The following is a 20,534-nucleotide window of genomic DNA, read 5'->3' on the forward strand; positions in this document are numbered from 1 at the left end:
TAGCTTTCCCGCTTTCCCGCCGCTCCCTCACCGCGACACCCGGAACACCGGCCCGCTCACCGACGGGATGAACCGCCGGCCCACCGCGGTGAAGGGCGGGAGCCAGGCCACGGCGTCCGGCCCGGTTCCCAGGTACCGGCAGGCCTCCCCCAGGATGCGGCAGCCGAGGCCCCGGCGCCGATACGCGGGGGCCACCCACAGGAAGTCCACCGACCAGGCCTGCCCCTGGGCCGGCTCCACGGGCCGCCACCCCTTCGCCGGGGCCACCCCGTCGGGCTCCTCGCCCTCGGCCCACTCGGCCAGCGCCTCCAGGGGCCGAAGGGCCAGGAGAAACACACCGGCGAGTCGGCCGCCCCGGTATCCCAGGAAGGCGTGGGTGCGAAGCGCCCGGGGTTCCCGCAGGGAATAGGGGGCGCCGGTGTAGCCCATCTCCCGGGCCCCGATCCGGGCGATCTCCACCACCCGCTCCCGGAGCCGGCGGGGCGCGTCGGGGGGCACCACGGTCACCCGGTCGCCGTCGCCGTGCCAGAGCACCCGCTCGGCCGCGAGGGGGCGGCGGGGCAGGCCCCGGGTCACCCGGTCGTGGAGCCGGCGGTGGCGGGCGGCGTCGGCCGGGTCGGCCGGATCGTAGCGGGTGTGGCAGACGGCGCAGCGGGCCACCGGCCTACCCGATCAGGGTCTCCAGGGGGGTCCACTCCACCCCGAAGGCCTCGGCCACCGGGCGGCAGGTCACGTGGCCGTCCCAGGTGTTCACGCCCTTGGCGAGGCTGGGGTCGGCCTTCAGCGCGGCCGCGAGGTCGCCCGAGGCGAGCTTGCGGCAGTAGGGCAGGGTCACGTTGGTGAGGGCGTAGGTGCTCGTCATGGGCACGGCGCCCGGGATGTTGGGCACGCAGTAGTGGATCACCCCCTCCTCCACGTACACCGGGTCGGTGTGGGAGGTGGGCCGGCTCGTTTCGCTCACCCCGCCCTGGTCGATCGCCACGTCCACGAACACGCTCCCGCGCTTCATGCCCCGCAGGATCTCCCGGTCCACGAGCCGGGGGGCCCTGGCCCCGGGCACCAGCACGGCCCCCACCAGCATGTCGCAGGCGGCCGCGGCCTCCCGGATGTTCCGGCGGTTCGACATGAGGGTCACCACCTTGCCGTCGAACACGTCGTCGATGTACGAGAGCCGGGCGTGGTTGATGTCGACGATGACCACCTCGGCCCCCAGGCCGTAGGCCACCTTGGCCGCGTTGATGCCCACCGCGCCGCCGCCGAGGATCACGATGCGGCCGTGCTTGGTGCCCGGCACGCCCCCGAGGAGGATGCCCATGCCCCCCTTCTCCCGCTGGAGGAACGCCGCCCCGAGTTGCACCGCCATCTTGCCGGCCACCTGGCTCATGGGCGCGAGAAGCGGCAGGCTCCCGTCGGGGAGCTGGATCGTCTCGTAGGCCACGGCCCGCACCCGGCGCTCCAGAAGCACCTTCCCGAGCTCCGGCAGGGGCGCCAGGTGGAGGAACGTGAACAGGATCTGGCCCTCGCGCAGCAGGCCGTACTCCTCGGGCAGGGGCTCCTTGACCTTCATCACCAGGTCCGAGGCCCCCCAGACCTCCTCGGCGGAACCCGCGATCCGGGCGCCGGCGGCCCGGTAGTCCTCGTCGGAGATGCCGCTTCCTTCCCCCGCCCCGGTCTCGATGAGCACGGTGTGGCCGTCGCGGCACAGCTCCTCCACCCCGGAGGGCACGATGCCCACCCGGTACTCGTTGTTCTTTCGCTCCTTGGGCACGCCGACGATCATGGGAGGCTCCTCGGGAAAGGCTGGAACGCTGGAAGGCTAACTCCCCGTGCCCCTCTCGGGTTGCTTCATGCCGCTCCGTCACAAGCCCCCGATCCGCGGCAAGCAAGGGGATCCCCTATCAATACCGCAAGGCGGGCCGGGGCGCCAGGTGGAGTGCTTGCGGGTTGGGAGGACGGGGGTAGGGTGATAGCAGCGGTCGCCGGTCCACGGTCGGCGGTCGAGGGGCCTGACGCCGAGGCGGCCGAAAGCCCCGCCCCTCCGTGTTCTCCGTGCCCTCGTTGGTCCCACGCGTCGCCTACAGGAGTGTACCCATGCGGTTGCGGCTTCCCTCCCTTCCCGAAACCCCCGAGGCCGTGTGGCTCGACCGGCGGCGGTTCCTGGCCCGGGTGGGGCTGGCCGGGCTCGGGGCCTGGGGGCTCCTGGCGGCCCGGGGGTGGCCGCGGGACTTCCCCGACCCCGGCCCGGTGACCCCCGAGGCCGAGGCCACCCGGTTCAACAACTACTACGAGTTCACCACCGACAAACGCGAGGTCTGGAGGACGGCGGCCGGGTTTCCGACCCAACCCTGGACCGTGACGGTGGACGGGCTGGTGGCCCGGCCCCGCACTCTCGATCTGGACGGGCTCGGGAAGCTCGGCGTCGTGGAGCGCACCTACCGCCACCGGTGCGTGGAGGGGTGGTCGGCCGTGATCCCTTGGGAGGGGGTGCCCCTGGAGCGGTTCGTGCGCTGGGCCGAACCCCTGGGGTCGGCCCGGTACCTGGCGTTCACCGCGTTCCTCAAGCCCGACAAGGCCCCGGGCCAGGCCCGCCACCCCGAGTGGCCCTGGCCCTACACCGAGGGGCTCACCCTGGCGGAGGCCACCAACGAACTCGCGCTTCTCGCCACCGGCGCCTACGGCAAGCCCCTGGCCCCGTCCCTGGGGGCGCCGGTGCGACTCGTGGTGCCCTGGAAGTACGGGTACAAGAACGTGAAGGGCATCGTGCGGATCACCTTCACCGAGACCCGGCCCTCCACCTTCTGGACGACCCTGGCCCCTGGAGTGTACGGGTTCTTCTCCAACATCGCCGGCGGCGACCGGGAGTGGCGCCTGGGCACCGGCGAGCGGGTGCCCACCCCGGCCTACAACGGGTACGGGGCCTGGGTGGCTCACCTGTACCGGGACCCGCCGGGCGCAAATCGATAACTATTCAAAACGAAAGTGGGATTTGGTTTCCCCTCCCTTGCTCGGGAGAAATTTTGCGCTAGAATGCGGCGCAGATGCCCGCCGGACCCGACCCGCGCGAGAAAGGGGGTGCGCCCATGGTTCCGGTTCCCGCCCAGCCGGCCACGGTGCTCGTGGCCGACGACGACCGCATGACCCGCCAGATGGCGGCCCACGTGCTGGGCCGCCAGGGTTGGACCGTGGTGGAGGCCGAAAACGGCCGGGAGGCCCTGGAGCGGTTCGCCGCCGGACCCGTGGACCTCGTGATCCTCGACGGGGTCATGCCCGAGATGGACGGGTTCGAGGCCTGCCGCCGCATCCGGGCCCTGCCCCAGGGCAAGACCCTCCCCATCCTGTTCGTCACCGCCCTCGACGACCCCGAAAGCGTGGACCGGGCCCTCGGCGCCGGGGCCACCGAGTACGTGACCAAGCCGATCCACTGGGCCGTTTTGGAGCGCCGGGCCGACCACCTGGTGCGGCTCCACCGCAGCGAGCGGCTCCTCCACCTGGAACAGGCCCGCACCGGCGCGCTGGTGCGGGCCGCGCCCGACGGGGTGCTCACGGTGGACGCCTCGGGCCGGATCACCTCGGCCAACCCCTCGGCCGGGCTCCTGTTCGGCGAGGCGACCGACCGGCTCGCGGGCCGGCCGGTGCGGGAGTTCCTGCCCGACCTCGACGTGGGGGCCGAGCCGCCCAAGGGGCCCTGGGAGACCCGGGGGCTGGCGGGGGGCGCGGCCTTCCCGGCCGAGGTGTCGGTAGGGCGCTACGCGGTGGACGACGAGACCGGCTGGGTGGTGCTGGTGCGGGACATCACCGAGCGCAAGCGGGCCGAGGCCGAGCTCCGGGAGCGGGAGGAGCGGCTCCGGCTCCTGGCCGAGCGGCTCCAGCAGGCCAACCAGGAGCTCGAGGCCTTCACCTACACCGTGAGCCACGACCTGCGGGCGCCGCTGCGGGCCATGGAGGGGTTCGCCCAGGCGCTCCTCGAGGACTGCGGCGAGGGGCTGGGGGACGAGGGCTCGGAGTACGCGGGCCGGATCGTGAGGGCCGCCCGGTCCATGGACCGGCTGGTGCGGGACCTCCTGGAGTACAGCCGGCTCGCCCGGGAGGAGCTCCGGCTCGAGGAGGTGGACCTCGGGGCCGCCGTGGTCGAGGCCCTGGAGGAGTTCGACCGGCCCGACGCGGTGATCCGGGTGGAGGGGCCCCTGCCGTTGGTGCGGGGCCACCGCCGCATGGTGGTACGGGCCGTTGGGAACCTGGTGGGGAACGCCCTCAAGTTCGTGCCCGAGGGCCGAAGGCCCGAGGTCACGATCCGGGCCGAGGAGCAGGGCGGCCGGGTGCGGCTGTGGGTGGAGGACAACGGCATCGGCATCCCCCCCGAGGACCAGGAGCGGATCTTCGGGCTGTTCCTGCGGCTCCACGGGCCCGAGGCCTACCCGGGCACCGGCCTGGGGCTCGCCATCGTGCGCAAGGCGGCCGAGCGCATGGGCGGCCGGGCCGGGGTGGTGTCGGAGCCCGGGAAGGGAAGCCGGTTCTGGATCGAGCTCTCGGCGGCCCGGGAACCGGACGCCTGCCGGGAGCCGGTGCTGGACGAGAAGGCCTACCAGCGGTTCCGGGCCGACATGGAGCGGGTGGCCGTGGGGTCGGCCGACACCATGGTCCGGATCTTCCTCGAGGAGGCGGGCCGCCAGATCCTGGCCATGCGCGACGCCGCGGACCGGGGCGACCGGGAGACCCTGACCCGCGCGGCCCACACCCTGAAATCGAACGCCCGGGGCCTGGGGGCCCTGGCCCTGGCGGCCCGGTGCGAGGCGCTGGAGAAGGACCCCGGCCCGCCCGAGACCTGGATCCGCCGGGTCGAGGCGGTGGCCGACGAGCTGGGCCGGCTGCGGGGCCGCCTGGCCCTGGAGGGGGAGCCGTGACCGGGCCGGGCCTGCGGGTGATCATCGCCGACGACAACCCCGACGACCGGGCCCTTGCCCTGCGGGAGCTGCGAAAGGCGTTCCCGGTGCTCGAGGCGGTGGAAGTGGCCGACCGGGAGGCCTGGCTCGAGGCGCTGGACGGCCCGCCGCCGGATCTCGTGGTGACCGACTACCACCTGCGGTGGACCGACGGGTTGGCGGTCCTCTCCCTGGCCAAAACCCGGTGGCCCGAGGCGCCGGTGATCATGTTCACGGGCACCGGCACCCAGGAGGTGGCGGTCGAGGCCATGAAGCAGGGGCTCTCGGATTACGTGGTGAAATCGCCCCACCATTTCGCCCGGCTCGCCGTGGCCGCCCGCAACGCCCTGGAGCGGGCCGAGAAAGACCGGCTCCTGGTCGAGGCCGAGGCCCGGTACCGGGATCTGGTGGAGAACCTGCCGGTGGGCCTGTTCGTGTCCACCGCCGCCGGCCGGTTTTTGACGGCCAACCCGGCCTTCGCCCGGATCCTGGGCTACCCCGACCCCGTGGCCCTGATGCGGGTGAACGCCCGCGAGCTCTGGGTCAACCCCGAGGACGGGGAGCGGTGGATGGAGCGCCTGCGGACCCAGGGGCTGGTGGAGAAGTTTGTGGCCCCCCTGCGGCGGGCCGACGGGTCGGCGGTGTGGCTCGAGGGCCACGCGAGCGCCATCCGGGACCGCCGGGGCGAGCTGGTGGCCTGGCAGGGCTCGGCCGTGGACGTGACGGCCCGGGTGCGGGCCGAGGAGGAGCGGGAGCGGGCCCGCCGCCAGCTCGAGGCCGTGCTCGAGCTCGCCCCAGACGGCATCGCGCTCCTCGGGCCCGACGGCGAGGTCCGGCTGGCGAACCCGGCGGCCCGGGCCCTGCTCGACGCCCGCGCCGAGACCGACCCCGCCGGTCGGGTGACGGCGCTCGCCGGCCGGCCCCTGCCGGAGCTCCTGGCGGCCCCGGCCGACGGCCGGCCGGTCCACGAGATCTTCACCCCTCCCCCGGACCCCCGGGTACTCCAGGTGGCGGCCCGGGCGGTGGGCGACCCGGCCCGGGCCGAGGCCTGGGTGGTGGCGCTCTCGGACGTGACCGAGGAACGGGAGCGCCTGGAGAAGATCGCACTCCAGGAGCGGCTCGCGGCCCTGGGGCAGCTCGCGGCCGGCATCGCCCACGACTTCAACAACATCCTGAGCGCCATCGTGGGGTACGCCGAGGTGCTCCGGAGCCGCGACGACATCCCCGCCGACGTCAAGAACCGGCTCGAGCAGATGCTCGTGCAGTCGTTCCGGGCGGCCGATCTCGTGCGCCAGGTGCTCGATTTCGGCCGGCGCACGAAGAGCGAGCGCCAGCCCATGGATCTCCTGAGCTTCGTCAAGGAGCTGGGGAAGCTCTTCGAGTCCACCTTTCCCGAGGGTATCCGGGTCAGCGTGGGCTTCGAGCCGGGCACCTACTGGGTCGAGGCCGACCCGGCCCAGATCCAGCAGATCGTCACGAACCTCGCGGTGAACGCCCGGGACGCCATGCCCTCGGGGGGAGAGATCCGGATCCACCTGGAAGGGGTGGGGGTGGACCCCGGCACGGCGCCTCCGGTACCCGGCATGGAGCCGGGCCAGTGGGTGTGCCTCGCGGTGGCCGACACGGGCACCGGCATCGCACCCGAGCATCTCGACCGGGTGTTCGAGCCCTTTTTCACCACGAAGCCGTCGGGCCAGGGCACGGGCCTCGGGCTCGCCCAGGTCTACGGCCTGGTGAAGGAGCACGGGGGATTCGTGGACCTCGAAAGCCGGGTGGGCGAGGGCACCACGGTGCGGATCTACCTGCCCGCGGCCGAGCGGCCCCATGCCCGGCGCTCCACGGTGATCGGCGCGGCACCCGAGGGGGCGGGCCAGACCGTGCTCGTGGCCGAGGACGACGCGAATGTGCGGGAGATCCTGCGGGCCATGCTGGAGCGGCTGAACTACCGGGTGCTCGAGGCCCGGGACGGCACCGAGGCCCTGGCCCGCTGGGAGGCCGAGGCCGACCGGATCGAGGCCGTGGTCACCGACCTCGCCATGCCCGGCCTCGACGGCCGGGCGCTCGCCCGGAAGGTGAAGGCCCAACGGCCCGGGGTGCCCGTGGTGGCCGTGACCGGGTACCCCCTGCCCATGGGCGTCACCCGGCCGGCCGAGACCGAGTTCGACGAGTGGCTCCCGAAGCCCGTGCACGTGCGCGAACTCGCCTCGACCCTGGACCGGCTCCTGCGGAAGAAGGGGTGAACGGCGGGCTGGGTGGCGGGGCGGGCTAGGCGGCTGGGCGGCTGGGTGGCTGGGCGGCTCCCGGTAGGGTCTTCTGTCCTCTGTCCTCTGATTTCTGACCCCTGACTCCCGGCCCCCGGCGGTGCGGGTGGGCACGCCCGGCGCTTGAGCCCCCCGGTTCCCCGGCGTATCATGGCGCGCCCTGCGCACCCCGCCGGGAGGAACCGCAGTGACCACCCAGCGCCCGCTCAAACCCCTGTCGGACCGGCTCAACCGGTGGATCGATCGGATCCGGCCGTCGGAGCACACGGCTACCCTGTACATGGCGGTGGCCGTGGGGCTTCTGGCCGGGGCGGGGAACATCGCCTACCGCCGGCTGATCCACCTGGTGCACCGGGTGGTGTTCGACACCGGCTGGCACGCCCTGGGCATCGACTACGGGTTCCCGTTCCTTCTTCTCCTGCCGCTCTTGCCCACGGCGGGCGCGGCCCTTCTCGTTCCCCTCGACATGCTCTTCCCCGGCGAGGTCCGGGGGTACGGGCTCCCCCGGTTCCTGGAAACCGTGAACTTGAAGGGGGCGGTGTTCCGGGCCCGCACCCTCGTGGTCAAGTCGCTGGCCTCGGCCATCACCATCGGTACCGGCGGATCGGCCGGAACCGAGGGGCCCATCGCCCAGATCGGCGGGACCCTGGGGTCGCTGGTGGGCCAGGTGCTCCGGGTGGGCCAGGAGCGGCTCCGCACCCTGGTGGCCTGCGGGGTGGCCGGGGGGATCTCGGGAACGTTCAACGCGCCGATCGCCGGGGTGTTCTTCGCCCACGAGATCGTGCTTCTTCGGAACTTCGACGCTACGAGCTTCACCCCCATCGTGATCAGCTCGGGGCTCGGGGCCCTGGTGACCCGGACGTTCGAGGGGAACCGCCCCGCCTTCGAGGTGCCCCGCCACTACGTGCTCCGCAGCCCCTGGGAGGTGGTGTTCTACTGCGTGCTCGGGGTGCTGGTGGCCCTGGCCGCCGTGGCGTTCATCCGGAGCTTCTACGACCTGACGGACCGGTTCGCCCGGTGGAAGGCCCCCGAGCGCCTAAAGCCCCTCGTCGGCGCGGCGCTCACCGGGGTGATCGGGATCGCCCTGCCCCAGGTGCTGGGCGACGGGTACGAGCACATCGAGGCGGCCCTGGCCGGGCAGATCGGAGGGTGGCTGCTCCTCGCTCTGGCGGTGGCGAAGATCCTGGCCACGGGGCTCACCCTGGGCAGCGGAAACGCCGGCGGCGTGTTCGCCCCGAGCCTCTTTATCGGGGCGATGCTGGGCGGGGCCTACGGGAGCCTGGTGCGGGCCTGGTTCCCGTCGCTCGCGGCCGGCCCCGGCGCTTATGCCCTGGTGGGCATGGGCGGGTTTCTGGCCGCGGCCACCCACGCGCCCATGACCGCGATCTTCCTCATCTTTGAAATGACCGGGGAGTACTCGGTGATCGTCCCCATCATGTTCTGCTGCGTCATCGGGTACACGGTGTGCCGGTACTTCCAGCGGGAGTCCATCGACACCCTGGAGCTCGCCCGCCGGGGGATCCACCTGGAGGAGGGCCGGGAGGTGGGGCTCCTCGAGTCGATCCGGGCCGAGGAGGTGATGAACCCCGAAGTGGAGGCGATCCACGAGGCCACGCCCCTGCGGGAGCTCCTCCAGGTCATTCCCTCGTCCCGGCACGTCACCTTCCCGGTGGTGGACGACGGGGGCCGCCTCACAGGCATCCTGAGCCTCCAGGATCTGCGGGAGGTGGCCTACGAGGAGGGGCTCGAGGACCTCATCGTGGCCAAGGAGCTCGCCACCCCTCGGGTCATCACGATCTTTCCCGACGAGACCCTGCGCGACGCCCTGGCGAAGATCGGGTACCGGAACATCGAGCACCTGCCCGTGGTGCGCCGTGACGACCCGAGAAAGGTAATCGGCATGCTCTCGCGCCGGGACATCCTGGCCGCCTACAACAAGGCCCTGATCGACCGCACCTTCCGGGGAGCCCAGGCGTGACCCGCGAGCACGCGTTCGACCCCGAGGCGATCCGGGCCCAGCTCAACACGGCCCAGTGGGAGGCGGTGTCCCACGGCGGGGGGCCGCTCCTCATCCTGGCCGGCGCCGGGAGCGGCAAGACCCGGGTGCTCACCTACCGGATCGCCTACCTAATCGGCGCGGCCGGGGTGAGCCCCCGGGAGATCCTGGCCGTAACCTTCACGAACAAGGCCGCCCGCGAGATGCTCCGCCGGGTCGAGGCCCTCCTGGGAAGCCGGTCGGCCGGCATCTGGATCGGCACGTTCCACGGGGTGTGCCTGCGGATCCTGCGGGCTCACGGCCATCTGCTCGGGGTGGGCCCCGAGTTCACGATCTACGACGCCGACGACCAGCGCCGGCTCGCCAAAACGGTGGTGGACGAGCTGGGGCTCGATGGCCGCCGGGCCGCACCCGGGGCCTTCCTCCACCGGGTCCAGCGGCTCAAGGACGACGGAATCCCGCCCGAGCGCCTCCCAGCCGAAACCGACCGGACCTTGCGGGACTTCTACGAGCGCTACCAGGAGCGGCTCCGGGAGGCCCGGGCCATGGACTTCGGCGACCTCCTCCTGGAGACGCTTCTCCTGTTCGAGCGGCACCCTGATCTGGCCGACCACTACCGGCGCCGGTTCCGGCACATCCTGATCGACGAGTTCCAGGACACGAACCGGGTCCAGTACCTCCTGGCCCGGCACCTCGCGGCCCTCCATGGGAACCTGTGTGTGGTGGGGGACGACGACCAGTCCATCTACAGCTGGCGTGGCGCCGATCTGCGGAACATCCTCGCCTTCGAGCAGGACTTTCCGGGGGCACGGGTGGTCAAGCTCGAGCAGAACTACCGGAGCACCCAGGCGATCCTCGACGCCGCCTGGTCGGTGGTGAGCCGGAACCGCCACCGCCACCCCAAACGGCTCTGGACCGACCGGGGCGAGGGCGAGCCCCTGGTGGTCCACGAGGCCCGCACCGAGGAGGACGAGGCCGCCTGGGTGGCCGACACGATCGCGGAGCTCCGGCGCCAGGGGATGCCCCTGGGGGAGATCGCCGTTCTCTACCGGGTGCACGCCCTGTCCCGGCCCCTCGAGGAGGCCCTCCTGACCCGGGGGATCCCCTACGTGGTGTACGGGGGTCTTCGGTTCTACGACCGAAGGGAGGTCAAGGACGCCCTCGCGTACCTGCGCCTCGTGGTGAACCCCGACGACCCCCTGGCGTTTCGGCGGGTGGTGAACGTGCCGCCCCGGGGCATCGGCCGGGCCACGCTCGAGGTGGTGGAGGGGGTGGCCCGGGAGGAGGGGATCGGTCTGTACGAGGCGGCCCGCCGGGCCGTGGCCGAGGGCCGGCTCAAGACCCGCCAGGCCCGGAGCCTCGCGGCGTTTCTGGGGCTCCTGGACGGATGGCGGGAGATCCACGGCACGGTGCCCCTCCGGGAGCTCCTCCTTCGGATCCTGGAGGACTCGGGATACCTGGAGGCCCTGGCCAAGGAGGACCCGCGGGAGGCCCAGGAGCGCCGGGAGAACCTGCAGGAGCTCTTGAACGCGGCAGAGGCGTTCGAGCGGGACGAGGGCGGGGGGGCCAAGGCGTTCCTCGACCGGGCCGCGCTGGTGAGCGACCAGGACCTGGGCCCCGACCGCGCCGAGGCCGTGACCCTGATGACTCTCCACGCCGCCAAGGGGCTCGAGTACCGGGTGGTGTTTCTGACCGGGCTCGAGGAGGGCACCCTGCCCCATCAGCTCAGCATCTGGGAGGACGGCGACGTGGAGGAGGAGCGGCGGCTCTGCTACGTGGGCATGACCCGGGCCAAGGACCGCCTGTTCCTGAGCCGGGCCCGCATCCGGCGGGTGTACGGGCGGGACGAGGGGCTCCGGGACCCGAGCCGGTTCCTGGGGGAACTGCCGCCCGGAGTGTTCCGCCGGGTCGAGCCCGAACCCGCCTCCGTCCCCTTCGGCGCCGGCGCTCCCCCCGACCTCCCCGCTTCCGGCGACCATGAGGGCGGACGGTATCTCCAACCCGAACCCGGCGCCGTGACCTTCCGGCCCGGCATGCGGGTGCGCCACCCCGCCTACGGTGCAGGGCGCATCCTCCGGGTGCAGGGCCGGGGGCCGGCCACGAAGCTGGTGGTCCAGTTCGCCGAAAGCACCCGCAAGCTCCTCGCCTGGATGAGCGACATCGAGATCGCGGCCGAGGACCTGGGCTCGTGAAGCGTTCCCGAAATCCCGTAGGTTTCCCCAGGCGTGGGGCTGGGGGCCCCTCCTTCGCTAAACGACCTCGCAGGGGCCGCCTCGGCGCGGTCCGCTGCGGCGCGTGAGGGCACGCGCCGCGGCCGCTCCCCTGGCGCCGGGCGGCCCGCGCTGCTCGGTCGTCGCGCTTCGTCGGAACCCCCAGCCCCACCGCTGCAATTTGCATACTTTTTTGTGAGACAGACCACTAGGCCGGCGCGCGCCCTTCGCTCGCACATCACCCGCTTCTTTTCCTCTCTTCTGCGCCTCCGTCGGCAGCCCTTCCCTTGTTGCAACTCGGCCTTCCCCGTGGGACGTTCCGCAGGCGGGCGCCGCGTCCTTCCTCCCGCCCGTTCCTCCCCCGCGACCGCTTCCCCCGCGCCGTGTCCCCGCTCCGGGGAGACGTCGGGGGAGACCCGATCCCCGTCGGTCCAGGGGGCCCGGCCCTGATTTGCAATGGAACGCCGTTTTGTGCAATAAGGGGGATCTCCCATCCCGCTGCCGGGTTTCCGGTGCGGCGCGAGATCGTCACTCCCTAGCACGACATGGTGGTCCGCCACGGGCGCGGCGGCGTCCCGGACGGACGCGTTTCGCCCCGGGTCCGGGGGGTCCCCGTCCGACGGCCCCGGCCCCGTTCGACCGACGACCGACGACGGACGACTGACGACCGCAGGACCGATCTTCAAAGGAGGTGTGCCATGACTCCACCCCAATGGACCGATATGCGAGCCTTTGAGCCCGGCCGGTTTGTCACGCACCTGAACGCGGTTCCCGGCCTCAAGCCCGAGGAGCGGGCCAGGCTGGAGCCGGTGGCCCGCCGGTTCCGGTTCCAGGCCCCCGCCTACTATCTTTCGCGGGTTTCCTGGAGGGATCCTGGGGATCCCCTGCGGCGGGTCGTGGTTCCCGATCCGCGGGAGCTCGAGGACGCGGGAAGCTTCGACCCCTCGAACGAGAAGGCCAACCGGGTGCTGCCCGGCGTGCAGCACAAGTACCGGGACACCGTGGTCGTGCTCCTGACCGACCAGTGCGCCGGGTTGTGCCGGTACTGCTTTCGCAAGCGGCTCTTCATGCAGGCGGAGCGGGAGTGCCTGCAGGACCTGGGCGCGGCCGTGCGGTACGTGGAGGAGCACCCCGAGATCCGGGATGTGCTCCTGACCGGCGGCGACCCGCTGGTGCTGCCCACGGCCCGGCTGCGTGAGGCGGTGCTCGCGTTCGCGGGGGTGCCCCACGTGGCCACGATCCGGATCGGGTCGAAGACCCCGGCGTACAACCCACTGCGGATCCTGAAGGACCCCGGCCTGTTCGCGCTCGTCCGGGAGGTGCGGACCCGGGGCAAGGCGCTCGCGGTGATGACCCACTTCGACCACCCGGCCGAGCTCGGCCCCGAGGCCCGGCGGTGCGTGGAGCGGTTCCTCGAGGCGGGGGCCCAGGTGTTCAACCAGTGCCCGCTGGTGCGGGGGCTCAACGACGATCCGGAGGTGCTGGCCGAGCTGTACCAGGAGCTCGTGGGCCTCGGCGCCACCCCGTACTACCTGTTCCAGATGCGGCCGGCCGTGGGGAACCGGGCGTTCGCCGTGCCGATCGTCGAGGGGTGGGAGATCCTGCATCGGGCGCGGCAGCGACTCTCTGGGCTCGCCCGCCGGGTGCGCTACGCCATGAGCCATGCCTCGGGGAAGATCGAGATCGTGGGGGTGGACGAGGGGGCCGTGTACGCCCGGTACCACCGGGCCCGGAACCCGGCCGACGAGGACCGGGTGCTGGTGCTGCCCCGCAACGACCGGGCCCTTTGGCTCGAGGATTTCTTCGCCGACGCGGAGGAGGACCGGGACGCCCTGGCCTCGTGAGGCCTTCGGGTTCCCTGCGCCCCGATACGACAACGGCCACCCGGCGCTGACGCACCGGGTGGCCGTTGTCGTGTGCGCGTGGCGCCGCCGGCCGAAGACCGGAAAAACCGGCAGCGACCGAGGTCGGATCAGAAGGGTACGTCGTCGTTGGGGTCGAAGCCCGGGTCGTCGGGGCCGGGGAAGTCGTCGGGTCCGGCAAACGCGTCGTCCGGTGCCGGGCCCCCCGGGCCCCGGCGGGGGCCGGCCGGGGCGCCGTCCTGGCGGGTGCGGCTCAGGAACTGGATGTCCTGGGCCACGATCTCGGTCTGGTACCGGGTGTTGCCGTCCCGGTCCTCCCACTTGCGGGTCTGGAGCCGGCCCTCGATGTACACCTGGGTGCCCTTCTGGAGGTACTGGTTGCAGATCTCGGCCAGGCGGCTCCAGGCCACGATGTTGTGCCACTCGGTCTTGTCCTGCCACTCGCCGCCGATCTTCGCCCGCTCGGTGGTGGCCAGCGAGAAGTTGCAGACCGCGGTGCCGTTCTGGGTGTACCGGAGTTCCGGGTCCCGCCCGACGTTGCCGATCAGAATCACCTTGTTCACGCCGCGTGCCATCTCGTCTTCCTCCGTCTCGTCCGTTTCGTCAGCCCCGCGATTCTAGGAGACCCGGCTCACCACGTCCAGGTGGCCACGGCCCCGCCGCCCCCGGGCAGGAACACCAGGTCCCACCGGGGAAGCGCCCCGGCCTCCCACCGGGAGAAAAACCGGCCCTCCTCCCGGCGGTTCCACTTGTGGGCCGCGTTCATGGAGCTGGTGATCGTGCCCCCGTACCATCCGAGCTCGAGCGCCCCCAGGATGCCGGCCAGGGCCCACTGGTCGGCGCGGGCGGCCTGCCAGGTGCCCCAGAGAAACGCGCCGTTGAGCACCAGCGCGACGGCAGCGTCCCGGGGCCGGCCGGTGTAGAGGTGCCCGGCGCCCGGAAGCACCGCCGAGAGGAGCCCGGCCGCGGCCGGACTCTTGCGGGGCAGGGCCTCGTACTCGGCCCGGAGGTCGCCCCGTTCCCCGGGGGCGCCCCCCATCCCGGCCCGCAGCCGGGCCAGGGTGCCCAGGGTGCGGTTCTCCTCCCCGGCGTCCGGGACGAGGGAGGCCCGGGCCGCCTCGGCGTACCGGCCCGCCCGGTACAGGGCGCCGGCCCAGAGCCGCCGGTGCTCGGCCGACGGGGCGAGTTCCTGGAGCCGGCCGAAGGCCTGGGCCGCCTCGTCCCACCGGCCGGCCAGGGCGTAGGCTCGGCCCAGCCCCTCGAGGGCCCGGAGGGCCTCGGGCGCGTCGGGGAAGTGGTGGAGGATTCTCAGGTACTCGGTGGCCGCCCGGAAGCTGTCGCCGGAACGAAGAAGCGCGTTCCCGAACGAGAGGATCCCTTCGGCCGTGTCGGGCGGGGGCGTGGCCCGAGCCCCGAGGGCCAGGAGCACCAGGGCCGCCAGGGCCAGGCCCGCCGCCCTACGGCGCAAGGCGCCCCCTCCAGAAGGCCAGATCCTGGTCCACCGGGTCGTGGACCTTCCACCGGCCGTCCACCCAGACCCGCGGGGCGAACCCGGCCTCGTCGGCCTCGGAGACCAGCCGGCCGAAGGTGAGAAGGAGCCCCACGAGGGGGCCGTGCTCCCGCAGGGCTTGGGCGGCGTAGGCAGAGCAGGTGGGGTGGCTGGGGCAGCGGTCGCCGTCCACCTGGCTCGCCGTGGCCTGGTAGAGCCGGACCCCCCATCCGACGGCCGCGGCGGCCGGGTTCGTGGGTCCCGGGGCCGGCTCCTCCCGGGCCACGACCCAGCCGGGCGGGGCCCAGGGGGCCGCCCGGCCCACGCCCGCCGCCCCGAGGAGGAGCGCGAGGCCGAGGAGGCACCCCCTCCGGAGAGTCGAGGGCATCATGCCCCCGGGCCGTTGGGCGGGGCCGGCCGGTACACGAGCTCGGGGGCCTTCAGGGTCACCTTGGTGCCCGGGGGAACGCTCTCGGTGAGCCAGACGTTTCCGCCGATCACGCACCCTCGGCCGATCACGGTGTTCCCCCCCAGGATCGTGGCCCCGGAGTAGATGATCACGTCGTCCTCGATGGTGGGGTGGCGCTTGTGCCCCCGCACGAGATCCCCCCGCTCGTCCCGGGGGAACGACAGCGCCCCCAGGGTGACCCCCTGGTACAGGGTGACCCGGTCCCCGATCTCGGTGGTTTCCCCGATCACCACGCCGGTGCCGTGGTCGATGAAGAACTCCCGGCCGATCCGGGCCCCGGGGTGGATGTCGATCCCGGTCTGGCTGTGGGCGAGCTCGGTCATCATCCGGGGCAGGAGCGGCACCCCCAGGTCCCAGAGTTCGTGGGCGAGGCGGTACACCGCGATGGCGTAAACCCCCGGGTAGCAGAACACGATCTCGTCGTAGCTCTTGGCCGCGGGATCGCCGCGGTAGGCGGCCACGACGTCCCCCGAGACCATCTCGCGTACCTTGGGCAGCCGGTGCAGGAACTCCAGGGCCTGGCGTTGCCCGGTGTCAAGGCAGTGGGTGCAGAGGCTCTCGGTGCGCCGGCACTCATGGCGGATCGACCGGGCGATCTGGAGGCTCAGACGGTCGAAGAGTTCGGCCGCGCCCTGGCCCACCCGGTAGGGCAGGCTCCCCCAGTCGAGCTCCTGGTGACCGAAGAATCCAGGGAACACGAGCCGGATCATGAGCCCCACCAGGTCGGTGACCTCCTCCTTCGAGGGGATCAGCGCGGCGTCCACGTGGGCGATGTGGGGCACCGTGCGGCAGCTCTCCACGAGCTTCTCCACGGCTTCCGGGAGCCGCGCCCGGTACTCCCTGTGGTGCCTTGTCTCGGTTTCGCAAGCGGCCGGATCGCCGCTCGGGGTCACGCACGAAAGCTTTTCGCCGTCCATCGGGTTGCCTCCTTTGCGTTACTCGAGGCCGAGCCGCCGGAGCATCTCGGCGGCCCGGGCCGTGAGCTCGGGGGGATGGGCCACCTCGGCGGGCCATTCCCGGTCGTACCCCTCCTCGGGGCCCTTCGTGGTGGCGTCCACGCCGACCTTGTTTCCCTGCACGAAAAGATCCCGCACCGGATCGAGGCTGGCAAGGGCCCGCCAGGCCAGGACCCGGAGAGGGTCGTCCACCCGGCCCTCCACGGCCACGGCCACGTCCACCCCGGGGTGCTCCAGGGCGGCCTCGGCCAGGTCGCTCCCCTCCCCGGGCCGGCTCTTTTCCAGCACCAGGAGCGCCAGGGTGAGGCGGGCCTCCGGCACGGGGATCCGGCAGGCCCGCAGGCCGGGAAATCGGGGCCGCAGTAGGCCGAGGAGTTCCCCTTCGGTGGGAGCCGGGGTGCCCGGGGGCGGGGGCTCCCCATGACCCGGCTCCCCGGGAAGGGGGCGGGTCGCGTCCACGCCGAGCTTTCCGCCCCACAGGGGCCGGAGCCCCGAGTGGTCGAGGGCGTCCAGCACCCCCTCGGTCACCACGAGCCCCTCGGGAAGCCGCACCCGATCGAGCACGGCCCTCATCGCCCCGGGCACGTCGGTCACGTCCACGTCGTCGTCGAGTGCGACGAGCACCTTGGTGAAGCTCATCTGGCCGGCGCCCCAGAGTCCCTGGAAGAGCCGCCGGGCCTGCATGGGGAAGTGCTTGTCCACCGCGAGGAGCGCCAGGTTGTGAAACACCCCCTCGGGGGGCAGGTGCATGTCCGCGACTTCGGGCCACTGGGTGGCCAGGAGCGGGGCGAAGATCCGCTCGGTGGCCCAGCCCATCCAGGCGTCCTCCATGGGCGGGATGCCGACCACCGTGGCGAAGTAGAGGGGGTTGCGGCGGTGGGTCACCGCGGTCACGTGGAACACCGGATAGGGCTCGGCCGGGGAGTAGTACCCGGTGTGATCGCCGAACGGGCCCTCGATCCGGGTCTCCCCCGGGGTCACGTACCCTTCGAGCACGATCTCCGCGGTGGCCGGCACCTCCACGTCCACCGTGAGGCACGGCACCATCTCCACCGGGGCCTTGCGGATGAACCCGGCCAGGAGCATCTCGTCCATGCCCGGCGGCAGGGGCGCGGTGGCGCAGTAGGTCACCACCGGGTCGGTGCCGATCGCCACGGCCACGGGCATGGGCTTTCCGAGCTTGCGGTAGGCGTGGTGGAGGCGGCTTCCGTCCTTGTGCACGTGCCAGTGCATGCCGGTGGTCGCCCGGTCGAACACCTGGAGCCGGTACATGCCCACGTTCTGGCGTCCCGTCTCGGGGTCCCGGGTGAACACGCAGGGGAAGGTCACAAAGGGGCCGCCGTCGTCGGGCCAGCAGTGGAGCACCGGCAGCCGGGTGAGATCCACGGCGGCCCCCCGGTGGACCACTTCCTGGCACGGGGCCGCGCCCCGCCGCACCCGTTTGGGCCGAAGCCCCCGGAGTTCGGGAAGCCGGCGCACCAGATCCACGGTCTCCCGCAACCCCTGGGGGGGCCCGGTGAGGAGCCACCGCCGGATCCGGGCCGCCACCGCTTCCACGTCGTCCCCCAGGGCCAGGGCCATGCGCCGCCGGCTCCCGAAGGCGTTTACGAGCACCGGCATATCGTAGCCGGCGGGCCGCTCGAACAGGAGGGCCTTGCCGCCTCCCGGCGCTTTCATCATCCGGTCGGCCACGGCGGCGATCTCCAGATGCGGGGAAAGCGGGTCGGGGACGCGGGCGAGCTCGCCGGCCGCCTCCAGGGCGGCCACGAACTCCCGCAGGCTTCGGTAGGGAGGCATGGACGTCGGGATCCTCAGCTTGACCGTTCCGAGGGGGCCTGGGTAGGCTGGCGCCCCATCGCTCCGACGGACGTGGAAAACGATGAACTCTAGCAGAGCGCCGAAGAAACTGTCCACCCGGTATCCGGTGCACCGGGGCCGGGTGGTGGACCTGGGGATCGAGGCCGTTGCGCTGCCCGACGGCCGACGGCTGCCCCTGGAGGTGGTGCGCCACCCGGGGGGCGCGGCCGCGGTGGCCCTGGATGAGGGCGGACGGGTGTGCCTGCTGCGGCAGTTCCGGCACGCGGCCGGGGGGTGGCTGTGGGAACTGCCGGCGGGGAAGCTCGACCCCGGCGAGGACCCGCTCGCCACCGCCCGGCGGGAGTTGGCCGAGGAGGCCGGGGTGGAGGCGGCGGCGTGGGCCCCCCTGGGATCCATCCTCCCCACGCCGGGATTTTGCGACGAGGAGGTCCACCTGTTCCTGGCCCAGGACCTCCGGCAGGTGCCCACCGCCCACGGGGCCCACGAGTGGATCGAGGTCCACTGGGTCGCCTTCGGCGACGCCGTGGCCCGGGCCGCGGCCGGGGAGATCCGCGATGCGAAAACCGCCGTGGGACTCCTGCGGGCCGCCTGGCGGGCAGGCGGGGGGATGCCGTGAGGCCGCTCCGGGTGGGTCGGATCGGGTTTGCCAACTGTACCCCCCTCTACCTTGCGTTGGAGGAGGCCGGCCTTCCCGGGGTGGAGTACGTGGAGGGGGTGCCGGCCGAGCTGAACCGCATGCTGCGGGAAGGGGCGGTGGACCTGGCGCCCTCCTCCTCGGCCGAGTATCTGGCCCGGCCTGAACTCTATGGGTTCCTGCCCGACCTTTCGATCTCGTCCATCGGCCCGGTGGCCTCGGTCCTCCTCTTCTCCCGGCGGCCCCTTGAGGACCTGGACGGCCGCACGGTGGGGCTCACGCCGGCCTCAGCCACCTCGGTGTGGCTCGTACGGGTGCTCCTGGAGCGGCGTTTGGGCCTCTCGCCCCGGTACGCCGAGCCCGAGGACGGCTGCGATGCGGTCCTCTGGATCGGGGACCGGGCCCTCCAGGAGGCCCGCAAGGGCGCCTGGCCCCGGGTGTACGACCTGGGGGCCCTGTGGCACGAGGCCACCGGGACCCCCTTTGTGTTCGCCCTGTGGATCTGCCGACGGGATGCGTTCGAGGCGGATCCGTCCGGGGTGCGCCGGGTGTACCGGGCGTTGGTGGAGGCCCGGCAGCGGGCCTATCGCACCTACCCCCAACTCGCCCGCCGGGCCCCCGAGGCCGCCTGGATGGGCGAGGCCGATCTTCTCGCCTACTGGCAGACCATCTCCTACGACCTCACGGCCTGGCACCGGGAGGGGCTCCGGCGGTTCGCGGAGGAGGCGGCCGGCCTGGGCCTGATCGACTCCGTGCCCCCCCTGCGGCCGCTGCCGGTGGAAGAGGTCTGATACCACGTTGCGTTCAAACAGACATCCGGCCCGGGGCCCGGCAAGGGGCCTGGTCCCGGCCGTGCCCGGCGGCGCCACGGCGGCCAGGTGCTGGAGGCCCAGGGGCACGTAGGTCGGGCTGGCCAAGGGGGGAAACACGAGGGTCGCACGCATCCCGCTCCTCCCGCGCAACGAGGAGGGCGCGTACTTCTGCGGATCCGGCCATCCCGACGCAACAAAAAAGAAGCCCCCGGGGGAACGGGGGCTTGGGGGAAGAGGCCTCGCGATAGGAGGCTCGGCGAACGGTCCGTGTGGGGTGTGGGGCCGTTCGTTGCCCGCTCTGAAGCAATCCCCGTGCCATCTTGTAACTCTCAGAAACAAAAGGACTTTGCTTTTAGCCCTCCAGAAAATGTGGGTTTTCGCGCAATCAACCGGTGGGTGAAAACGCGCCGTTCCCCCACGGGTCCCAAAAAACGACCGGGGCCCGAAGGCCCCGGTCATCCCCGTTGGGAAGGGGAGGGAGGGGTGGGGGGATCAGCCCTTGGGCTTGGGGAGCACCTGCTCGAACGCGTCCTCGTCCATCAGCGCCCCGCGGGCCACGAGTTGGCGGTATTTGAGGAAGTCGATCACGTCCTCCCCGGTCATCTTCCGGGTGCTGAACGCCGTGAACCCCAAAAACGCCTCGCACATCATGTTCGCCGCCAGCCAGTGCCGGTTCGCCAGCTTCGCCTGGTCCCAGAAAAACTTCTTCTTCGCCCGGATCATGTCGATCGACATCTGCAGACACCCCGGGAACAGGTTCGCGAACCGCCAGATGATCTGGTTGACTTCTTTGTCCAGGAGCTCGAAGTCCACCGTGCACGACTTCACGAGCTCCTTGGCCTTCTGGGCCTCCTCGCCCGTCTTGAACTCCCCGTACACGATCTCGCCGTCGCGCACGTACTCCTCGGTGATCACCTGGGGGTTGCGGATGAACGTGCCGTCCGCGGTCTTCAACACCGGCACGGCCTTCGAGATGAGCCCCTTGGCCTTCATCTTGTAGGCCGACCAAAGCTCGCAGGAGATGCAGTTCCACATGGCGTCTTCCATGGTGAGGAACCACGGCAGAAAGTCCGTGGACCCGCCCACCGGCGCCGAGCCGTGCTTCGGG

At 72.2% G+C, this 20,534-nt stretch carries 16 protein-coding genes; 8 read left to right on the top strand and 8 right to left on the bottom strand.

The genetic code is table 11. From position 1 onward, the window contains the following. Window positions 1-27: 27 nt before the first annotated feature. A complete protein-coding gene (locus ACYQ8L_RS15505; RefSeq protein WP_459942721.1) occupies window positions 28-660 on the bottom strand; it encodes a GNAT family N-acetyltransferase in 633 nt (210 codons plus the stop codon). A 4-nt stretch (window positions 661-664) separates the two neighbouring features. Beyond that, window positions 665-1,780: an alanine dehydrogenase gene (gene ald / locus ACYQ8L_RS15510; protein ID WP_459942722.1), complete on the bottom strand. Its 1,116-nt coding sequence runs from the start codon at window positions 1,778-1,780 to the stop codon at window positions 665-667. A gap of 311 nt (window positions 1,781-2,091) precedes the next feature. Between ald and msrP the strand changes: the two genes are divergently transcribed. From msrP to ACYQ8L_RS15540, 6 genes are all read left to right on the top strand, one after another. Beyond that, window positions 2,092-2,964, top strand: coding sequence for a protein-methionine-sulfoxide reductase catalytic subunit MsrP (gene msrP / locus ACYQ8L_RS15515; protein WP_459942723.1), 873 nt, complete (start codon window positions 2,092-2,094; stop codon window positions 2,962-2,964). 116 nt (window positions 2,965-3,080) lie between these two features. Further along, window positions 3,081-4,901 carry an ATP-binding protein gene (locus ACYQ8L_RS15520; RefSeq protein WP_459942724.1) on the top strand — a complete coding sequence of 607 codons (1,821 nt, stop codon included), beginning with the start codon at window positions 3,081-3,083 and terminating at the stop codon, window positions 4,899-4,901. Further along, window positions 4,898-7,159: a PAS domain-containing hybrid sensor histidine kinase/response regulator gene (locus ACYQ8L_RS15525; protein ID WP_459942725.1), complete on the top strand. Its 2,262-nt coding sequence runs from the start codon at window positions 4,898-4,900 to the stop codon at window positions 7,157-7,159. The genes ACYQ8L_RS15520 and ACYQ8L_RS15525 overlap by 4 nt, the downstream gene beginning before the upstream one ends. 208 nt (window positions 7,160-7,367) lie before the next feature. Next, entirely contained in the window at window positions 7,368-9,158 is a 1,791-nt protein-coding gene (locus ACYQ8L_RS15530; RefSeq protein WP_459942726.1) for a chloride channel protein, read from the top strand. Continuing rightward, window positions 9,155-11,368, top strand: coding sequence for an ATP-dependent helicase (locus ACYQ8L_RS15535; RefSeq protein WP_459942727.1), 2,214 nt, complete (start codon window positions 9,155-9,157; stop codon window positions 11,366-11,368). Before ACYQ8L_RS15530 ends, ACYQ8L_RS15535 begins: the two co-directional genes overlap by 4 nt. A gap of 716 nt (window positions 11,369-12,084) precedes the next feature. Then, complete coding sequence (locus ACYQ8L_RS15540) at window positions 12,085-13,230, top strand: KamA family radical SAM protein (protein WP_459942728.1); 1,146 nt, start codon at window positions 12,085-12,087, stop codon at window positions 13,228-13,230. A gap of 128 nt (window positions 13,231-13,358) precedes the next feature. Here the strand turns inward: ACYQ8L_RS15540 and ACYQ8L_RS15545 are convergent, their stop codons facing one another. From ACYQ8L_RS15545 to ACYQ8L_RS15565, 5 genes are read right to left on the bottom strand one after another with little or no spacing between them, the layout of a single operon-like run. Next, window positions 13,359-13,823: a single-stranded DNA-binding protein gene (locus ACYQ8L_RS15545; protein ID WP_459942729.1), complete on the bottom strand. Its 465-nt coding sequence runs from the start codon at window positions 13,821-13,823 to the stop codon at window positions 13,359-13,361. Between the two features lie 56 nt (window positions 13,824-13,879). Beyond that, complete coding sequence (locus ACYQ8L_RS15550) at window positions 13,880-14,716, bottom strand: tetratricopeptide repeat protein (protein ID WP_459942730.1); 837 nt, start codon at window positions 14,714-14,716, stop codon at window positions 13,880-13,882. After that, entirely contained in the window at window positions 14,706-15,128 is a 423-nt protein-coding gene (gene yidD / locus ACYQ8L_RS15555) for a membrane protein insertion efficiency factor YidD (protein ID WP_459942731.1), read from the bottom strand. The genes ACYQ8L_RS15550 and yidD overlap by 11 nt, the downstream gene beginning before the upstream one ends. Further along, the gene (gene epsC, locus ACYQ8L_RS15560; RefSeq protein WP_459942732.1) at window positions 15,125-16,123 is read right to left on the bottom strand and encodes a serine O-acetyltransferase EpsC; all 999 of its coding nucleotides are present in this window, start codon (window positions 16,121-16,123) and stop codon (window positions 15,125-15,127) included. Before epsC ends, yidD begins: the two co-directional genes overlap by 4 nt. 18 nt (window positions 16,124-16,141) lie before the next feature. After that, entirely contained in the window at window positions 16,142-17,959 is a 1,818-nt protein-coding gene (locus ACYQ8L_RS15565; RefSeq protein ID WP_459942733.1) for a menaquinone biosynthesis decarboxylase, read from the bottom strand. 82 nt (window positions 17,960-18,041) lie between these two features. Here ACYQ8L_RS15565 and ACYQ8L_RS15570 point away from each other — a divergent pair, with 82 nt between their 5' ends. Both ACYQ8L_RS15570 and ACYQ8L_RS15575 read left to right on the top strand, forming a co-directional pair. Continuing rightward, entirely contained in the window at window positions 18,042-18,596 is a 555-nt protein-coding gene (locus ACYQ8L_RS15570) for an NUDIX hydrolase (protein ID WP_459942734.1), read from the top strand. Continuing rightward, window positions 18,593-19,405, top strand: a complete 813-nt coding sequence (locus tag ACYQ8L_RS15575; RefSeq protein WP_459942735.1) for a menaquinone biosynthetic enzyme MqnA/MqnD family protein — start codon at window positions 18,593-18,595, stop codon at window positions 19,403-19,405. The genes ACYQ8L_RS15570 and ACYQ8L_RS15575 overlap by 4 nt, the downstream gene beginning before the upstream one ends. A gap of 513 nt (window positions 19,406-19,918) precedes the next feature. On the opposite strand, the gene ACYQ8L_RS15580 is transcribed toward ACYQ8L_RS15575, so the two are convergent. Beyond that, on the bottom strand, window positions 19,919-20,534 hold a 616-nt coding region (locus tag ACYQ8L_RS15580; RefSeq protein ID WP_459942736.1), incomplete at its 5' end, for a Clp protease/crotonase-like domain-containing protein.

It is taken from the genome of Deferrisoma palaeochoriense, from assembly GCF_054656955.1.

What these genes read in the sequence shown, in the direction of transcription:
- ald (WP_459942722.1), bottom strand. Translation starts at nt 1,780, where the DNA reads ATGATCGTCGGCGTGCCCAAGGAGCGAAAGAACAACGAGTACCGGGTG.
- msrP (WP_459942723.1), top strand. Translation starts at nt 2,092, where the DNA reads ATGCGGTTGCGGCTTCCCTCCCTTCCCGAAACCCCCGAGGCCGTGTGG.
- ACYQ8L_RS15520 (WP_459942724.1), top strand. Translation starts at nt 3,081, where the DNA reads ATGGTTCCGGTTCCCGCCCAGCCGGCCACGGTGCTCGTGGCCGACGAC.
- ACYQ8L_RS15540 (WP_459942728.1), top strand. Translation starts at nt 12,085, where the DNA reads ATGACTCCACCCCAATGGACCGATATGCGAGCCTTTGAGCCCGGCCGG.
- ACYQ8L_RS15545 (WP_459942729.1), bottom strand. Translation starts at nt 13,823, where the DNA reads ATGGCACGCGGCGTGAACAAGGTGATTCTGATCGGCAACGTCGGGCGG.
- yidD (WP_459942731.1), bottom strand. Translation starts at nt 15,128, where the DNA reads ATGATGCCCTCGACTCTCCGGAGGGGGTGCCTCCTCGGCCTCGCGCTC.
- epsC (WP_459942732.1), bottom strand. Translation starts at nt 16,123, where the DNA reads ATGGACGGCGAAAAGCTTTCGTGCGTGACCCCGAGCGGCGATCCGGCC.
- ACYQ8L_RS15565 (WP_459942733.1), bottom strand. Translation starts at nt 17,959, where the DNA reads ATGCCTCCCTACCGAAGCCTGCGGGAGTTCGTGGCCGCCCTGGAGGCG.
- ACYQ8L_RS15570 (WP_459942734.1), top strand. Translation starts at nt 18,042, where the DNA reads ATGAACTCTAGCAGAGCGCCGAAGAAACTGTCCACCCGGTATCCGGTG.